This window comes from Amycolatopsis sp. cmx-4-61 (assembly GCF_046548775.1).
Taxonomy (GTDB): Bacteria; Actinomycetota; Actinomycetes; order Mycobacteriales; family Pseudonocardiaceae; genus Amycolatopsis.
The window spans coordinates 1,603,471-1,620,419 of the sequence record NZ_JAEBEI010000001.1; the positions used below are offsets into that span (position 1 = coordinate 1,603,471).

11 protein-coding genes are annotated in these 16,949 nt (G+C 69.3%); 2 read left to right on the forward strand and 9 right to left on the reverse strand.

Annotation, left to right across the window (positions count from 1 at the left end; all coding sequences use genetic code 11):
* Window position 1: 1 nt before the first annotated feature.
* Complete coding sequence (locus tag ACLJOU_RS07910) at window positions 2-2,932, reverse strand: tetratricopeptide repeat protein (RefSeq protein WP_410564494.1); 2,931 nt, start codon at window positions 2,930-2,932, stop codon at window positions 2-4.
* 148 nt (window positions 2,933-3,080) lie between these two features.
* Between ACLJOU_RS07910 and ACLJOU_RS07915 the strand changes: the two genes are divergently transcribed.
* Both ACLJOU_RS07915 and ACLJOU_RS07920 read left to right on the forward strand, forming a co-directional pair.
* The gene (locus ACLJOU_RS07915) at window positions 3,081-3,722 is read left to right on the forward strand and encodes a vWA domain-containing protein (protein ID WP_410564496.1); all 642 of its coding nucleotides are present in this window, start codon (window positions 3,081-3,083) and stop codon (window positions 3,720-3,722) included.
* A complete protein-coding gene (locus ACLJOU_RS07920) occupies window positions 3,719-4,645 on the forward strand; it encodes a hypothetical protein (RefSeq protein ID WP_410564498.1) in 927 nt (308 codons plus the stop codon). The genes ACLJOU_RS07915 and ACLJOU_RS07920 overlap by 4 nt, the downstream gene beginning before the upstream one ends.
* A gap of 4 nt (window positions 4,646-4,649) precedes the next feature.
* Here the strand turns inward: ACLJOU_RS07920 and ACLJOU_RS07925 are convergent, their stop codons facing one another.
* The 8 genes from ACLJOU_RS07925 to ACLJOU_RS07960 all read right to left on the reverse strand — a co-directional run bounded on the left by ACLJOU_RS07925 (window position 4,650) and on the right by ACLJOU_RS07960 (window position 16,869).
* Window positions 4,650-5,402, reverse strand: a complete 753-nt coding sequence (locus ACLJOU_RS07925) for a hypothetical protein (protein WP_410564499.1) — start codon at window positions 5,400-5,402, stop codon at window positions 4,650-4,652.
* 594 nt (window positions 5,403-5,996) lie between these two features.
* Window positions 5,997-6,704 (reverse strand): vWA domain-containing protein, encoded by a 708-nt coding sequence (locus tag ACLJOU_RS07930; protein ID WP_410564500.1) that lies wholly within the window; start codon window positions 6,702-6,704, stop codon window positions 5,997-5,999.
* A complete protein-coding gene (locus tag ACLJOU_RS07935) occupies window positions 6,701-7,732 on the reverse strand; it encodes a protein kinase domain-containing protein (RefSeq protein WP_410564501.1) in 1,032 nt (343 codons plus the stop codon). The genes ACLJOU_RS07930 and ACLJOU_RS07935 overlap by 4 nt, the downstream gene beginning before the upstream one ends.
* On the reverse strand, window positions 7,729-8,748 hold the full coding sequence (locus tag ACLJOU_RS07940; protein WP_410564502.1) for a serine/threonine protein phosphatase: 1,020 nt from the start codon (window positions 8,746-8,748) through the stop codon (window positions 7,729-7,731). Before ACLJOU_RS07940 ends, ACLJOU_RS07935 begins: the two co-directional genes overlap by 4 nt.
* Window positions 8,749-8,755: 7 nt before the next feature.
* Window positions 8,756-9,751, reverse strand: coding sequence for a hypothetical protein (locus ACLJOU_RS07945; RefSeq protein ID WP_410564503.1), 996 nt, complete (start codon window positions 9,749-9,751; stop codon window positions 8,756-8,758).
* On the reverse strand, window positions 9,748-11,889 hold the full coding sequence (locus ACLJOU_RS07950; protein ID WP_410564504.1) for a hypothetical protein: 2,142 nt from the start codon (window positions 11,887-11,889) through the stop codon (window positions 9,748-9,750). The genes ACLJOU_RS07945 and ACLJOU_RS07950 overlap by 4 nt, the downstream gene beginning before the upstream one ends.
* Before the next feature lie 35 nt (window positions 11,890-11,924).
* Window positions 11,925-12,518 (reverse strand): toll/interleukin-1 receptor domain-containing protein, encoded by a 594-nt coding sequence (locus ACLJOU_RS07955; RefSeq protein WP_410564505.1) that lies wholly within the window; start codon window positions 12,516-12,518, stop codon window positions 11,925-11,927.
* A gap of 328 nt (window positions 12,519-12,846) precedes the next feature.
* A complete protein-coding gene (locus ACLJOU_RS07960) occupies window positions 12,847-16,869 on the reverse strand; it encodes a CHAT domain-containing protein (RefSeq protein ID WP_410564506.1) in 4,023 nt (1,340 codons plus the stop codon).
* Between the last annotated feature and the right edge of the window lie 80 nt (window positions 16,870-16,949).

The following is a 16,949-nucleotide window of genomic DNA, read 5'->3' on the forward strand; positions in this document are numbered from 1 at the left end:
GTCAGCGCGGACCGCAGGCGCAGCCCAGAGCCGAGCGTTCCTTCCGCACTTCGCCGGCCTCCGGCAGGTCGAGTGCGGCGAATTCGGCCTCCGCCGCGGCCCAGTGCGCGACGGCGCCCCCGTGGTCGCCCATCGCGTGCAGCGTCTCGGCGACTCCGCGGTGGGCGCGGGCTCGGTAGGCGCGGTTGCCGCTCCCGTCGGCCATGTCCAATGCCGATTTGCAGGCGGTGAGCGCCTCGGCCCGGGCGCCGCGTGCCAGCGCCGTCGCGCCGCGATCGAGGTAGAGCTGCGTACGCAGGTCGGCGTCCGGGACGTTCGCGGCTATCTCCTTGGCCTTGTCGTGGTAGCGCTCCGCTACGGCGTAGCGGCCGCGTTGGCGGTGCACGTTTCCGATGTTGTTCAGCGCGTAGGCCTCGACGCAGTGGTCGCCGACTTCGGCGGCGCACGCGTGCGCGTCCGTGTAGCTGGCCAAAGCCTCCGTGAGCAGTCCCAGCTTTTCCTGCACCGAACCGAGGTTGTTCAGCGTGTGTGCCACGCCCTGCACGTGACCGATGTCACGCAGCATCCGCGCGGCGGCCGAGTGCTGGTTCAGTGCGATGTCGAGGTTGCCGCGCTGCTCGTTCAGGTAGCCGAGCATGCTCAGCGCATGGGCCTCGCCGCGGCGGTCTTCGCTTTGCTCGTACTTGACCAGCGCTGCGGCGAGGTGGGCCATCGCCTGGTCGTGCCGGCCCAGTTCCATCGTCGGAATGGCCAGCGCGCACAGGGTGGCTGCCTCGCCGTGTGGATCATCGAGACGGCGCCACTTGGGAAGGGCTTTGGCGGCCCACTCGAGAGCTTCGGCAAGCTGCCCGCTCCGGTCGTGCGCCGTGGCCAGCCGAAGCAGAACGTGCGCTTGGCCGTAGTCGTCGCCCTCGTCGGCGGAGACGGTCTTCCACGCGAGTTCGAGGGTACCCATCCAGTCCTCGAACTGGTTCGTCGTGTTGAAATAGCGCCAGAGCAGCACTGCGAGGCGCCAGGTGTGCCCGGGGTGGTCGTGGGTCGCTGCGTAGTGGATCGCGGCCACGAGGTTGTCCCGCTCGGCGACGATCCAGCGGAGCCCGGCGTCAGCGTCGGCGAAGACCGGCAGCACCGGTGAGGACCGATCGGACCGGGGCAGCTGCGCGCGGTCGAACGGGTATGCGACGGCGACCGCGGCGGCCAGCGTGACCAGGTAGAAGTCGAGCAGCCGGGTCAAGGCGGCCTTCCGGCCGGGAGCCTCCGCGCTCGCGAACTCCTTGAGCGGATCGAGCATGTGATAGCGCTCCGGTGCGGCCTCCTCCAGCAGGCTCACCTCGTGCAGGTCGTTGAGCAGCAGACGGGCCTCGGCAGGAGTACAGCCGGCGAGCGCCGCGCCGCCGGTGACGTCGATGTCGGGTCCTGGCAGGCTGCCCAGCAGCCGGAACATGGCACGCTGCGGTTCGCCGAGCTGCTGGTAGGACATCCGTACCGCAGCCGTGCCGACGCCGTCGTCCGCGGCCCAGGGCCCGTCCGCTTCGAGTAGGCGCAGGAGGTGCTCGAGCGGCCACCGGTCATGCCGCCGGAACAACGCGGCGGCCACACGGATGGGCATCGGCAGGAAGCCGCACCGCGTGACCACCGCGGAGACATCAGCCGAGCGGCCGCGCACGCGGGGCGAGTCCGTCAGAGCGTGGAACAGGTCGGTCGCCTCTTCGGGCGACAACGGCGAGAGCCGGATGTGCTCGCCGGTGTCCGCATCGCCCATCCGGCGGCTGGTGATGACGGCGAGGCAGCCGTCCGCCTCGGGGAGCAGCGGCCGGATTTGCTCCGGCGTCGCGGCGTTGTCGAGCACCACCAGCGTGCGTGTCCCCCACAGTGTGTCCTGGTAGAGGCGCACTTTCCGGCCGGTGGTAGCCGGGATCTGCTCGGCGGGAACGCCGAGTTCGACGAGAAGTTCGGCCAGCGCGTCGCCGACCGCGGTTTCCGGAACGCCGGGCGTGAAGCCGTTGAGACGCACCATGAGCTGGCCGTCGGGAAACCGGTCGCGAAGCCGGTGGGCCGCCTCGATGGCCAGGCCGGTCTTTCCGACGCCCGGCGCGCCACTCACCCAGACCGCACGCCGTCCTGCCGAGGCGGCCGCTTCGATCGCACCGAGCTCCGCCGCGCGGCCGGTGAACCCGCCGGGTCGCGACGGGAGCGAGCTGGGGGGATCACCCCGTTCCGCACGCGCCGCGAGCTTGCGCAGCACGGGACCGGGTTCCATGCGGTGTGCGGACAGGGCGGAGCGGGTGTTGTTGAAGACGCGCAGCGCCGCCGTCCGGTCGCCCCCTACGAGCAGCGCGCGCATCAGGAGCTCGGCGTGGCGCTGGCCGGCCGGGTCCGCCTGGACGAGCGGCCGCAGCCGGTCGCGCGCCGAGCGGTGGTCGCCGGACTCGAGTTCCAGCTCGGCCAGGTCGCCGACCGCGTCGAGGTAGCTTTCGTCCGGGGAAATCACCTCGGCGCCGCCGACCCGGTCGATGTCGATGTCTTCGAGGAACTTCCCCCGCCACAGGGCGACGGCCTCGCGCAGCAGCGCAATCGCCCGGTGGGGATCGACGGCGAGGGCGGTGGCTGCTTCGGTGCGTAGCCGGATGAACCGCGCAGTGTCGAGCTGGTCCTCGCCGATGCGCAGGAGATAGCCGGTCGGCGTCGTCTCGATGGTCACATCGCCCGCAACCTGGACGACGTCGCGCAGCCGCTTGATGTAGCTGCGCACCAGGTTGGGACGGGTTTCCCGGCCACCGGCCCAGACGATCTCGGTGAGGCGGGCGGGCGTCACCGGCTTGTTCGCGTGCAGGAGCAGCACGACGAGGACGAACCGCTGCTGCTGGTCACCCAGCGGCACCGGGGCGCCTTCGTGCCACGCCTCCAGCGGGCCGAGCATCCGAAACTCCACGCCGCCTCCCCGGCCTCAGCTTGCTGTCCGCCTTTGACATCGCGCAATCGGCCGTAAGGGTTTCGAAAATCCGCATTTCTTCCACGTTCGATACACGCGTGCTTGGCACGCTCCGCCGGTCGATCCGGGGTGTGAAGGGGAAACCGGTATGAAGTCCGAGGTGTTGCCGTGTTACCTGGCTTGCGATGTATCGCTGTCGATGGCGGACCACATCGAGGAGCTGAACGCGGGGCTGCGCGAGTTCCGGGGGGCGGTCCACGCGGACACGGCGGTCGCCGGCCGGGTCCTCTGCAGCGTGATCGGGTTCGCGGAGACACCGCAGGTGGTGCAGCCGCTGTTCCCGATGGACGACCTGACCACGATGCCGGCGCCCGGGGCGTGCGCCGGCACGAACTTCGGACCGGTGTTCACCTTCCTCCGTGGCGTCATCGAGGGCGACGTGCGCGCCTTGCAGGCACACCGGCTGCGGGTCCACCGGCCGATGGTGTTCTTCCTGTCCGACGGCCAGCCGACGGACCCGGTGACCTGGCCGGCGGCCTTCGCGTCGCTCACGGACCCGGACTGGATGTGCAGTCCCCGGATGGTGACGTTCGGCCTCGGCGACGCCGACCAGGAGGCACTGGCCCGCATCGGCACCTTCCGGTCGTATCTCGGCCGCGACGGCGTGCGCATGGGTACGGCGCTGATCGCCTCCGTGATGCACGTTCTGTCCACTTCCTGTCCACCGGCCGGTCGCACCCTGTCCGGGAAGGAGATGCCATGGAGACGCACTGAAGGAGACCGGCCGTGAGCGGGCGAGCGGAGCTGGTCCAGGAGCTGAAGTCCCTCCGCAAGGGACGTGGGCTGCTGGGCAAGGTGGATGACCGGGTCGGTCCGGGGTTGAGGTCGGCCTGCGCGATTTCGGATGAGGACGGCATGGTGGCGGTCCGGCGGAAGGTGACGACCAGGCTGACGGAACTGGCCGGCCAGCTCCCGGAGGACCTGCGGGTGGTGGTGCTGGCGGCCTTCGCGATCGGTGCGGAGGCCAGCCAGCCGCTTTACCAGGACAGGGTCAAATGGGTGGCGGAGAAACTGGACCGTGATCCGCGAACGGTCCGCCGCCGAGCGGACCAGGCGATCGACCTGCTGGCCGAGCTGGCCGCCGGAACCACGCGGCTGACGCAGTCTTCGGGCGACCGCTGGCACACAGCGTCCATGGTGGTCGCGCTGGTGCTCGACCAGCCCGAGCCGACGATCCTCGAACAGCGTCGCATCATCGCGGACGAGGACGGCCTCCGGTCGGTGGACCTGGCGGTTTCACTGCCCGCGGGCCGCTCGGGCCTCTCGGCGACGGTGCTGTACGGCGGCCGGCTGGTGGACCGTGGCATGGAGGCGAGCGACCGGTGGGGCTACGGACTGGAGTTGCCTCGCTCGTTGTCCCGTGGTGAGCCGTGGGACCTCGCGGTGCTGTTCCAGCTGCCTTCCGTGTCGGCGCTCGGGCCACACATGGCCAGTGTGCCCCGGCAGCGGTGCGACCAGTTCGACCTGCGCATCCGGTTCGGTGAAGAGCGGCCGTCGGAGGTCTGCGTCCTGGACGGGGCCTTCCAGCGGGACGTGTCGGACCCGGGCTACCGTGGGCGGCTCCTGCCGATCGATCCAGCGGGCGAAGTACACCGGCGGTTCAGCCACCTCGCCCCGGGCATGGCGTACGGGGTGCGGTGGGAACGGCCATGACCGTTCACGGAGCGAGCCGCGTGAGCTGCCAGGACTTGACCGGTTTCCCGGACTTCGTGAGGCGCAGGTCCAGACCGTCGATCTCGTACAGGTAGTTGGCGTTCCGCGCCTGGAAACCCGACGCGGTCGGTGTCGCGGTCAACGAGATGTGGGTCTCCGACGTGGCCGCTTTTCCCTTCACCTGGCCGTCGTAGTGGTACTGGCCACCGTTGTCGCGGCAGACGGTCACGACGTGCTGGCCCGTGTCGTACTGCGCGATCAGGACCGCGCTCGCACCTGACTCCGGCAGCCAGCGCGCGACCTCACCGGGACAGGCCGGGGCGGTCGCCGAGGGGGCCGTCCCGAGCGTCGACGCGTCCGGCAGCAGCGCGGTCAGCCGGGGCAGGTTCGCGGCCAGGACGAGCAGAGCGACCAGGCCGAGCGCCACTTTGGTCAGCTTCTTGGCCGTGGCTCTCGGCACCAGCGGCCGCGGCCGCGCCGGGGCGGGCCGGGGCGGTGGTGCCGCCGGACGCCGGGATGGCGGCACCGGCTTCGGCGGCACCGGCGTGAGCGTGATCGTGGGGCGAGGTGCGGGCCCGTGCCTGGAGGAGACGAACTTCGGCCGGGGCTGTGCTTCCGGTTGCTGTGGTTCGTGGACGACCACTTCGGTCGCACCGGTCGCGCTTCCCGGCTCCAGCTGGCAGACGCGGCAGAACTCGGCGTCCTCGTAGTTGTTGGTGTGGCACGAATCGCACTTCCAAGTGGCCTTATCCGCCATCGCCGACCTCGGTTTCCCGTCCCGAACGCCAGGGGAGCACTGCTTCCCCGTCATCCGCAGACCTGAAGGTGATCCAGTTGTCGTCATCGGGCGCCCTGGTCACCTTCAAGGGCGCCAACACGGTCTCCGGAGGTGGCCGGCGGGCCGTTCCACCGGACTCCGGCCCGTTGACCTCCTCGACCAGCTGCTGCAGGTAGCGGCGGCTTCGCGGGGGAAACCACAGCGGAACGGGGAAGGTGGCCTGCCGGCCCAGCCGAACCACCAGGACGAGCCGCACCAGAGCCGTTCCGGGCAGTCCCGGCTCGTCCGAGAGAGTCGCGTTCAGGCACGACGAGACGGGGACGCGGATCTCGACCCCGCGTACCCCGTTGCCCGGTCGCCGATGCTCTTCGATGACCAGCGTCGATCTGTCCCGGAACAGCCGTACGTCCGGACCGTGGAGGCCGGGTGCCCTCCCGGTACCGTGGTCCCACCCCAAGACCGCGACCAGACCGGTCGGCCGCCCGCGGTCGTACTGGCGCAGGTCGTAGCCGGGACCGGACTCCGGTCGCCATTCCGGTCTCGGGCGCCGTCGGATCGTCGCTCCCATCCGCGTCAGAGACTGTTCGCGATGGTCGCGATGATTTCGTCCATTTCCCACTCTTCCAGGCCCTCGCCCGCGGTCGACGGGAAGAACAGGGTGTTGTTCCAGTCGTCCGCGATATCGGTCCAGGGGTACTCCTCCGGCGCGAAGAGCAGCAGGCGCTTCGCGGAGTTCTCCATCAGCGCCGTCCGGCTTTGTCCGTGCCCCCACTGGGAGAACAACGCGTCCAGTGACGAGGGCATGGTCGGCGGGTAGGTGCGCGCGGCGGTCTGGCGCGGATCCCCGAGCCGGTGCGCCGGGGCATCGGTGAACATGACGATGACGTGCCTGCGCCGGTCGAGACCCGTCTCCCAGTTCGACGCCAAAGCCAACGCCAAGGCCTCCAGGCCGGATTCCGGCGCGTCACCACCGCCGCGCGGAACGAGCGCGCGCACCGAACGCTCGAATTCGCCCAGTTCGCCGGGAATGGTCATGAACTCGGTTTCGGCGAGGGCGTCGTCCGCGCGATCACCGAAATCGCGGAAAGAGATCACCTTCAGCCGGAGGCGGCTGATCCCACGTCCCTTGTTCGCCATCTCCTGGGCGAGCCGTCCCGGGAACGACAGCGCGCTGTGTTTGACGTTGTCCAACGTCGGCCCCATGCTGCCGGTGGTGTCGATGCAGAGCACGATGTCGACCGCGTATTCGAGGTTCGTGCGCTGCCGGTCCTGGATGGTCATCGGTTTCCTTCGTCGGGTAGTGGTGAACTGCTGAGGTTGATCCGGAGCCGGCCGCGCGGCCGGACGTCCGCGCGGCCGGTCAGGTTGATGCGCACGCGGCTGCGTCCCCGCGCCGGGGCCGGTCGGCCCGGCGGCCGGTCGCCGGACCGGCCGAGCAGGCCGCCGATGGTCGCTGCAGCTGCCGAGACGTCCGGACGGGCCGTCGGGACCCCGTCGGTCATCGCGTCGAGAACCTCGTGCCAGTCGCCGCCGAGGGCGTGATCCCACCGCAACCGGCTGCCGGCCAGCACCGCCGCGGCCGGCGACTCGTGCCGCGGGTCGTGCTCCGGGGGAGCACCGGTGAGGTAGGTGTGGACGAGCAGGGCGAACGCGAAGACGTCGACCGCTCCGGTCAGATCGGCCTGCCGGAAGGTGGGTTCAGACCGGACGTAGCCGAGCCATTCCGGGGCGCCGTAGAGGGGGTTGCCCGCAACCACCGTCCGAGGTGGCGGATCGCCGACGGGGTAGGCGTCGTCGAAGTCGATGAGCTTCGCGATGTGGAGCTTGCTGCCTTCGGGCTGGTGAAGCAGGACGTTTTCGGGTTTGAGGTCGCCGTGCACGATGCCGTTTTCGTGCAGCAGGCTGAGGCTGTCCGCCAGGGTGCGCACCAGCACGAGCTGCCGCGTGGCGTCCAGTTCGTGCGGCCGGACGTCGGCCGCGGCGATTCGTTCGGTCACCTTGTAGTACCGGGTGCCATCGACGAAGAAGTCCCGTGTCAGCACCAGGTTCCCGGCCTTGGGGTGATCGCCGCGCAGCGCGTCCGCCACTCGCTGCTGCCGCAGTTCGAATCGGCGGCACTCGGCGTGGCGGCGCTTCTTGTCGGCGACCGATCCCATCGAGTCGGGCCGCGGCCGCTTGGGGTCGAGGTATTCCTTGATGAAGAACTCCTCGCCGTCCTTGCGGGCGAAGGCCCAGATGCACTTCCCGGCGTCGGCGTTGGTCGGCCTCGTCACGACCTCGTAGCCGTTGAGGATCTGCCCCATTCTCATGGGCGGTCCCGGAACGCGGTGGCGAGGCGGCGTTCGTAAGAGACCCGGTATGCCTCCCACGACCGTTCTCGCGCCACGACCAGCGCCTGCCGGTCGGCAGGCGGAACGCCGTCCATCGGTACTGCGTGTGCGACTCGCAGATGTTCGAGCCGCTCGCGGAAGCTGGCGCGCAACGAGGCGAAGTCGGTGAACCCGAACGCGGTCAGCGCGAGCGACGCGTCGTCACCGGTGTAGGAGCAGACCCGTTCGGCCAGCTGGCCCATCCAGTGCAGGCAGTCCTGGGACGAAAGCAGGGTTTCCAACAGCACGAGTTCGAATCTCGCCGGGGTGTCGACGTAGCCGAAGAACCCGTCGGTGGCGCAGAGCAGAATGCACGGCAGCTGAGCCGATCCCGGGCCGGTGTTGATCGTGAACGGCCGATCGGCACAGATCACGTTCGTCATCGGCGGGTCCTGGACGAGCTGAACGAGCGCGTCGTCGATGTCGCAGTCGTCCCTGCTCAGTTGCTGCAGCCCGGCTCCCGTCTCGATGACGTAGCAGCGCGAATCGCCCGCCCACAGGGCTTCCCACCGCAAGCCGCTGCTGTCGACGTCGAACGCCAGGCCGGCGAACGTGGACGGCAGCTCGCGGTGGATGGATCCGCGTACGCGGCCCCGTCGTGGCACGCCCTCGCCGAGCCGGGCCGCGACGTGGGCGGCGAGACCTTCCGCGGAAGCGACCGAACGTTCGCTGACGAACCACTCCTCCACAAGCCCGCGCACGCGCCTGGAGGCGATCCACGCCTGGGTGCGCTCAACGTCTCCCGGCGTCCGGCCCGCGACGGCGCGTCCCGCCCCGCCGACGCCGTCGAACACCCCGAGCAGGCCCATGCCGCTGGGCCGGTGAAGGACGACCAGGGGATCGGCGTCTTCTCCTCGCCCCGTAGAACGTTCGGTCCAGATCGCCGCCGCAGTCAAACCGGGCTCGACGTGGTGCCACAGCCTGGCCTGTCCGCGCGGACCGGCTTCGACGTCCATCCGACCCTCACTGGTTTCCCGACGGGGCCGACGGCCCCATCGTTCCGCGGACACGACTGGTCCGGGGCTCGCCCGGCGCCGGCTCGCCGGTGTTGAGCGGGGCGGCCGCGGCGTCGTCTGCGGGCACGTTGCCCTCGACGACGGGTCCTTCGGGAAGAGCGCCGCGTGAGGTGGTGCCGAGGCGTTCGCGGATACTCCCACGCCGGGAGATGGACGGTGTTTCGCCGGGGAAGAACTCCTCCAGCACCTGCTTGCGCACTTCCGCGGCGTCGAAACCCTCCCGTTCCTCACCCATCAGGATGCGCAGAGCGTCGAGTTTGGCCTTCGTGTCGGCCTCGCGTTCTTGCCGTTCGCGGTCCAGGAGAGACATCGGGTTCCCGCCGTCGAGCGACATCAGGTGCGCGAGCATGTCCTCGCGGGTGCCACCCGCGATGGGCCGCATCGCTTCGTAGTTCATCTTCTGCACGCGGATCCTGCGCTGGGTGGTGACGAACTCCTCCGTGTCGACCACCGAGACCGAAACCGTGTAACCGCCGAGCTCGATGGCGGTCATCGGGTGGGCGGAGTGGAGCCGTCGCGTGATGGCGTTCTCCGCCGGCGTCGGATGCAGAGCGTCGAACTCGGCCGCGACCTCCCGCACGATCGCGCTCAACGAAGGCGCCAGCGCGGCCGTCATGTCGCGGACGCCGTCCCTCGCGATGGTCACGGGGTCGGTCACACGGCAGGCGAAGCGCACCGTGACGGTGAAGGGGAACGCGGCGTCGGCGCTGGCTGCGTTGACCGTGAAGGACAGGCCGCGCGTCGCCACGTCTACCAAGCTGACGCGGCGGTAGTGCCCCATCCTGGGGTCAGGCACCCGTTCGCCGTGTCGGACCACGAGCGGGTCGCCCGCAGCGCGTTCGAGGACCAGTGCGGTGCCGAGGCCTGGCGCGCGCAGCGGGGCCGTGAGCCGGAATCGCGGCAGCTCGGTGCGCTCGATGATCGGGTCGTACGTCTGGGTCATATCGCCTCTTCCGCCTCAATGAGCTGGTCGTGGAAAGTCATCGCCTGCCGGGACGGGTCGTCCGGGTCGAGCGCCCACCTGCGCAGCGCGTGGAGCAGGCGGTCGAAGTCGGTCGGGCTGCGGTCCGCGATGCCGGCGATCACGTCGAGCACCACAGGAGCGGTTCGCGGGTCTCGGTCGGCGAACCTGACCCATTCGCGAAGGGCGTCCACGGCCATGGCACGAGCGGAGGCGTTGCCCAGGGCCCGGCCCCACAGTTCCGGGATCGCCTCCCGGTGTCGCGCCGCGGTCCGCAGAAGCAACGGCGCTTCACGGACGGCGTCTTCCGGCATGACGGCGAAGGCGAACATCGTCAGTCCCTTGAGGACGGTCGTCTCGTCTTCGGCGGGCTGGGTCCACTCGAGCAGGGCTTCGAGCACTTCCTTGCCGCAGCCGGCCTCGAGCAGGGTCCGGGTGCTCACCGCCACCGGTTCGAGCAGGTCCCAGTCATCGTCGACGACCAGGGTGTGCAGCACGCGGAGCGCGCGGTGCGGAGCGCGTTCGCCGAGTTCGCCGCCGGCGGCCAGTCCCGCGGTCGCCACCAGGTTGCCGGTCCCCTTCCCACCGTGGCCGGCCAGTTCGGCCCACTGCTCGATGTAGGACCACGCAGCCTCCGCGTGACCTGCCAGTGCGCCCGCGGTGTTCAGGCTCTGGGCGGCACTTTGCCGAAGCCTGAGGGACTTGCCGTGGGCCCAGGGCAAGAGGTACCGGTGCACGCCGTGCTCGAAGTCGTTCGACGTCAGGATCCCCGCTGCTTGCGCTGCTCTCGCCCGCACTTCGACGTCGGTGTGCTCGGCGAGTTCCTGCAACCAGGCGAGGATCTTCGGCCGCGCGCCGTCGAGCTCGAACCAGGTCACGCTCAGGACCACCGCGCGCAATCGCGGGTACTTGAACCGGAGGGACGGCGGCCCGTCGTCCGAGCGCACCAAATCGATCCAATTCCGCTCGGCCAGCAGGCCCTGGAGGTACCGGGGGAACATGCTCGCCGTGCTGCTGGAGAGTTCTCGGAAGAGCTTGGTAGCGGCGTCCGCGACGTTCAGGTAGCTCGCTCCCTCGAGCGCCGCCGTGGCGAGGACGAGCGCCACCTCCGTCGTCTCGGGTTCGTGACCCAGCCATTCACGGACCTGGTCCTCCGGGTTGCCGAGCTTGGTCACCACCTCGGCGAGGTCCGTGCCGGCCCGCAACGCTTCGACGATGGCGGCGGCCGCGCGCTTGGCGAAGGCCGGGTCGTCCCGGTCGCGCAGCAGGTCGCCGAGACCGGCCGCGGCGAGACCGGCCAGCCGGTCGCCGGCCCAGGGCACCTCGCCGGTGACGTACCGGTCGACGATTTCCATCGGGTCCGGCAGTTCCATGTCCTCGAGCACGAATTCGGGCCGCTTGACGGCGGTCTCGAGTGAGCCGCGGACCGGCCTCGTGACCACGATCAGCCAGCTGCCCTGCTCGGCCAATTGCTGCGCAGTTTTCGACAACCAGTCGTCGGTCACCCTCTCGGCGGCCGTCTTGCCGCCGGCGTTGGGGCTGTCGACGACCAGGAAGCCGGCCCCCGGCTGGGGCACCCGCCAGTTCACGTTGCCGACGACCGAGCCGTGGAGCCGGAAGACGGGTGCGTCGGGTGCGTGTTCTCGCAGGACCTCGCCGAGCATCGCGATCGCGCAGGTGCAGCGGCCGGTGCCCGAGGGGCCGGAGAGGACGAGCAGGTTGCGCTCGGCCAGCATCTCGACCCCGGTGGCGAAGCCAGGCGGTGCGACGAAGTGCTCCGTCGCCGCGTCCATGTCCTCCGGCCGCAGCCGCGCGCGGGACGCCCGCCGGGATCCGGGACGCTTGCCCGAGCCCGCGGTGAAGTCACCTTCGACGGTGAAGTCGCCCTGGAACACGTTGACCGTGTTCACGCCGCCGAGGTTGCTGAGGCCCTCGGCGACGATCTTGCCGAAACGGACACTGGACAGGTCCGGGGTGGCTCCGCGGAGCCGGTTCAACGCCTGGTCGCGGGTCGTCGGAGCACCGGATCCCGGGTCCGCCGCTGCCTTGACGGCGTTGTCGGCCCCCGGTCCCGCTTCGTGCTGCGCGGGAGGTGGGCCTGCCGTCTGTTCGTCACTCAATGAACGTCCTCCGGAAGGGGTCGGGAACGGGTGTCTCAGCCGAAGCGTGGGCCGGCGATGAAGTCCCCGGCGATGTCGAAGCGCTCCGCCTGCGTCACGGTGCTGCCCGCATGAGCGTGAGCGACGAATTTCGGTGCGGCCTGATCCTGCGCCGGCGGTGCACCGGCGTCCGGCAGCGAAGGGATCAGCTTGCGCAGCCGTTCCGCGAGCCGGTCGATGTCGGGCTTGGTCGTCCGGCAGTGGATGTGGATGTCCTGCAGCTCGGGTAACGACGCGAGCGGTTCCGGCAGCTCCGCGGCGCTGAACCGGCGCACGTCGAGCCGGACCGGAATCACCTGCTTACCCAGCTCGAAGGCCGTGAGAATCTCGCGCCGGACGAAGTCGTCCGGATCGTCGAGCCGACGCCGGTCGGTGCCGGGAACGCGGGATTCGAGCCAGTTGCGTCCCATGATCACGAGCAGCGCGTCCGACCTGCGCACGGCGTCGAACATCTCTGGTTCCCATTTCGCGCCGAGGTCGATCGACCGGGATGCGAAAAAGATCGCGGACTCGCCGAATTCCTCCGATAAGGCGCGATCGATGAGGGCAACTCCGAACTTTTCGTCGTCGGCGCGGTAGTTCAGGAACACCTGTGTCACTCCGGTCGGCCCCTTTCGGTAGTGCGGCGCACGGGGTTGCGCACAGTGTCATCAGCGGACGGGTGGGAGACGGTGAGTAATCATTAGGGCCCGATCGGGGTCTTGACAAGGGGTTACCTATTGGTAGTTCGGAGTTTCCCGTTTCCTCTTCGGCCCTTGTCCGGATTGTGGCCAAGATTTGTCAAGTGGCATGTGTTCGGCAAGTTTTCCGAGGTGCAGCCGTCGGAAGAGTTCCAAACCCCCGGAAAATTGATCCCCGACCCTCCTGCTATCTTCGCGCGTTTGTCTTTGCCGGCAGAGTCGGCCAGAGCTTGAAGCGTCAGCGGCCGTGGTGGGTGAAGGCAGCCCAGTAACGGGGATCGCCCAACGCCGCGGAGGCTTCGGTTGCCACCAGTTCCACCGGCAGACCGTCGGTCGGAGGGCGGTCGGGATCGAGAGCCCAGAGCTGGGTGGCGTGCAGGGCTTCGGACGGGCTGCGGCCGAGGCGCAGCTCGTAGTGGAAGCGGCACATCAATACGGCGGTCTGGTGAGTGGAAACCCGCCACTTCGTGCCGATCACCGACGACGCGCCGGTGGCGAGCAGCGCGGTCGCGATGGTGAGGCCTTCGGCGGAAGCGCCGCCCAGGTCGGTCTCACAGGCCGCGGTCACCACCAGGCCGCCGGGCTTCCGATCGGTGCGCTGGGCGTCGGCGACCAGCAGCTCGAGCACCGAGATCGAGGCCGCGCCGCTACCGATGCGGGCGTTCACCGGATCGGGCGCCGCGAACGCGTGGCACGCGAGGTGAAGGACGGCCGGACGGCTGTCGTGCAGCAGGACCTCCGCCAGCGCCTGGCGCGACACCGGCTTCGTCTCCGTCCAGGAAGGATGACCGAAGAACCGTCCGCTCGGGTGGAGACCGCGGAGGTAGCCCGCTTCCTCCTCGCCGATGCCGGAGTCGACCGCGTCCGCGACGAAGGCCATGCCGGCCCCGTGGGGGAGCGCCGGACGACGGGCCAGCGCACCGAGCTGATGACCGGACGGGAAGTACGTCACCCGAAGCCGCTCGGGGAGATACCGGCTGCCGCCGGGTTCCCGAGCGGCGTGCCAGGGGACCCGGTCGAGATTCCCGCACGGGACGAGTGCGATGTGACATGCGCCGGGCAGGTGGGCACACAACGGTCCCATGGCGGTCCGCCAGGCCCACTCGCACGAAGTACCGACGTCCGTCCAATCGCCTACACCGGGCACGAGATCCGGCAACCGGATACTGCCCAGGTCGCCCGAGCGAGACAGGTGTACGGCGTATCCGTCGGCGTCTTCATCACCGGGCACGAGGTAGACGAGGAAGTCGAGTTCGAGTTCCCGCAGCGCGCCGGCCAGGTCGCCGGTATCCGGAGCCGGCGGCCATTGTTCGATCTCCCGTGGATCGACCGCGTCGAGGACACGGCGTCGCAGATCGTCCGGGATGGTGACCCGGCCGCCGGCGATGGCCGAAGCCTCGGCATCGATTGCCGCGTCCGGCCGGGAGCGCATCGCGGCCGCCTGAGGAACAACCGACGAGACCGTCTTCCGCAACACTGCGGGCATGTTCGTTGCCGCATGCAGCCGCAGCGTGCGCCCGATCTCGAGCATCGCGAACGCCGGTTCAGGCCGGTCTCGGGCGAGGCAGCGCCGGGCCCAGCCGATCGCGGTGGTGGCCGCCGTGGCGGCGAGCGAGGTGCACTCCGCCAGGTTCTCCTGGATCAGAATCTGTTTCGCGTAGCGGCGGAGGAACCGAGACCCGATGGTCACCGCGGTGTCGATGTCCTCCTCGGTCCCGCGCAGCCACCAGGCTTCTGTGAGCGATTCGCCCGAATCGAGGGAAGTCGGAAGATCGAGCAGCCCGTCCGCCACGCTTTTTTCGAGCAGCTCGATCGCGTCGTCGAGCGCGGTCTCGTCGCCGCCCAGGCGGTACGCGGTCAGGCACCCCATGGACGCCATCGCGGTCATGACGACGCCGGTCTGCCATTCGACGACGTCCTGGCGGGCCACGCCCTTGAGTTTCACCGCTGCTTTGCGGATACCCGGGATGTCCTGCGCCCTGACGCATTCGAGTAAATCCAGGAAAGTGCCGAACGCCGCCGAATACTGGCCACGCCCCGCGGTGAGCCGGCGCAACGAGACGAGCGTTCGGGTGGCCTCGGTCGAAGTGGCTGCGTCGCTCGACAGCAGTGTCGTGAGGTCGAGCTGATCGGCTGCGATCACCGCCGAGCCGGAGAGGAGACCGATCATCGTCTCGAGGTTCTGCAGGTCGTGGCGGTCGTACAAGGCGTTCGCCGTTCTCGCCCTGCTGCCCACGTCCCGCAGGTGAACTTCGGCTGCGCGGAGATCCGCCGTGTCTCCGGTGGCCAGATAGCGCATCAGGAGGCTCCACGCGAGGCCGCACACGGCGTCGTGGCGAGCGCTGTCCCCGAGCGCGAGCCGATCAAGGATTTCCTGGTGGCGGGCGACACCGCGGTTGAGCATGTCGTGGTCGCGGGTTTCCGCACCAAGCAGAACTTCGACGCGGGCGAGGGCGAAGCGGGCCAGTGCCCAGATCGGCTCGTCCAGTTGCTCGCGGGGATCGGCGGTCAGCAACAGCTCCCGCACCCCGACGAGGTCCATCGGCTGCTCGAACTGGTTGTGCCGGTGGAGCATCGCCACTCCGAGGAGGACTTTGGTGAGCGGGATCAACGGGTGCCCGGCCGGGCAGTCGGCGAGGAGCTTCTCGAGGCTTCGCAACACTCGCGCGAGCTCGAGCGGGTCGTGCAGCACGGCCGCGCGGTTCATCCGCTGCAGAGCGAGCTGAAGACGCAGCGGTGGCCGCAAGGCGTCATCCGGGCGTAGCTCCATCGCAACGCGTGACAGCTCCTCGATGGTCGCTTGTTGTTCCTCGAGCTCCTCGACCGCGTCCGGGCCGGATACCCGACCACGCAGATGTGATCGGAACAACGCGATCGTCGCCTGTAGCTCCGCCCGGCCGGTGGCTCCCGCGGGCAACGCTCGGTGCCAGCTGCGCAGCAGAACCAGCTCCCGCCCTCCGGTCACCGCGTCGAAGTCCGGCATCGCGCCCAGCGGCGACCAGTCACCGGTGTTCAGCAGGTGGCGCCGTGCAAGGACGTGAGCGCCCGCGATGAGGACGGTCAGCAGTCCCTTGTGGTCGGACACGTCGGATCGCGCAACCGCCCACAACTGTCCGGCCGCCCGGTCCAGCTCCTCTTCGGAAAGGTGCCCGGTGAGGGCCTGTTCCGCTTCGGCCAGCACGCGCCACATGCGCAGGAACGCGTCGTCGCCGGGAAGCTCGCCGAGCAGCGCGACCAGCCGTCCGAGGTCGTCCCGCTCTCCGGAGCGGCGCACGGTATACGCCTCCGCCAACGCGAGCCGCACGAGCTGGCCGTCGTCCTTCACCTGGGCCTTGAGCACCTCGAGCCGGTCGATCGCCGACGTCGCTTCCTCCGGGTCGCCGGTCCGGCAGTACGTCACGTAGAGCTCGCTCAGTTCTTCGGCGATCACTTCTGCCGCCCCGGAGCCAGGTGTTACCTCGAGCAGAAGACGTTCGAAAAGGTCTGTCGCGTCCTGCCGATCGCAGTTCTTCGCAGAGATCCCAAAGCGGCGAAGGAGCATGTGGCCGAGGTCGTAGGCCTGCTCTGGATCGTCGAGGTCACCGCTGCGGGCGTGCTCGATCGCGGTGTCGAGTTCCTTGAGTTTCGCCAGGCTCGCGGGGCTGGCGACATGCTGCGTGAAGTGCAGCCGTGACAGCCGGTGCGTCACGAGGTCGAGCAACGGATCGCCGAGTTCTTCGCTCTGCAGCACATCGCGCAGCAGGGGCAACGCCTCGCGCTCGGTTTCGTCGCGTTGTTCGAGCGCGATGCCGAGGAACGCCTGTGTTTCGTGGTCCGCATCCGGCTTGGACTGTGCGGCTCTGAGCCATCCGACCGCCGCTTGGATGTCATCTTCGGACGGTCGTGCCTCGTTTCGGACGAGCAGGAGCCGTCCGAGCATGGTGAGTGCGAACGCGGAGTCCAGGAAGCCGGCTATTTCGCCCAGATGGTCGATCGCGTGACTGAGGTCGACGGTGTCGTGCGTCGACTCCCAGCGTTCTTCGTACCGGAACGCCAACGCGAGGTGGAGATCGAAACGCAGTGCAGGATCTTCGCCGGCGCGGGTGAGCGCACTTTCGCCGTGGGCGATAGCCTCGTCGAAGGTGGTTTCCGGAAGCCGGGTGAGCAGCAGACGGACGTGCTGCCCGGTCTCGTCGGCGGGGTCGAGCGTGCCGAGCAGCCGGCTCAGTTCCGCGGCGCTCGGCAGGTGACCGAAGAATTCCGGCTCTTCGTAGTCGATCACGCGCACCTCCGCTCGCCGTCCGACCCTACGCCGGAGGACACGCCGTCGAGCTGACAACTTGTTCTCAGCCCGATGGCTGG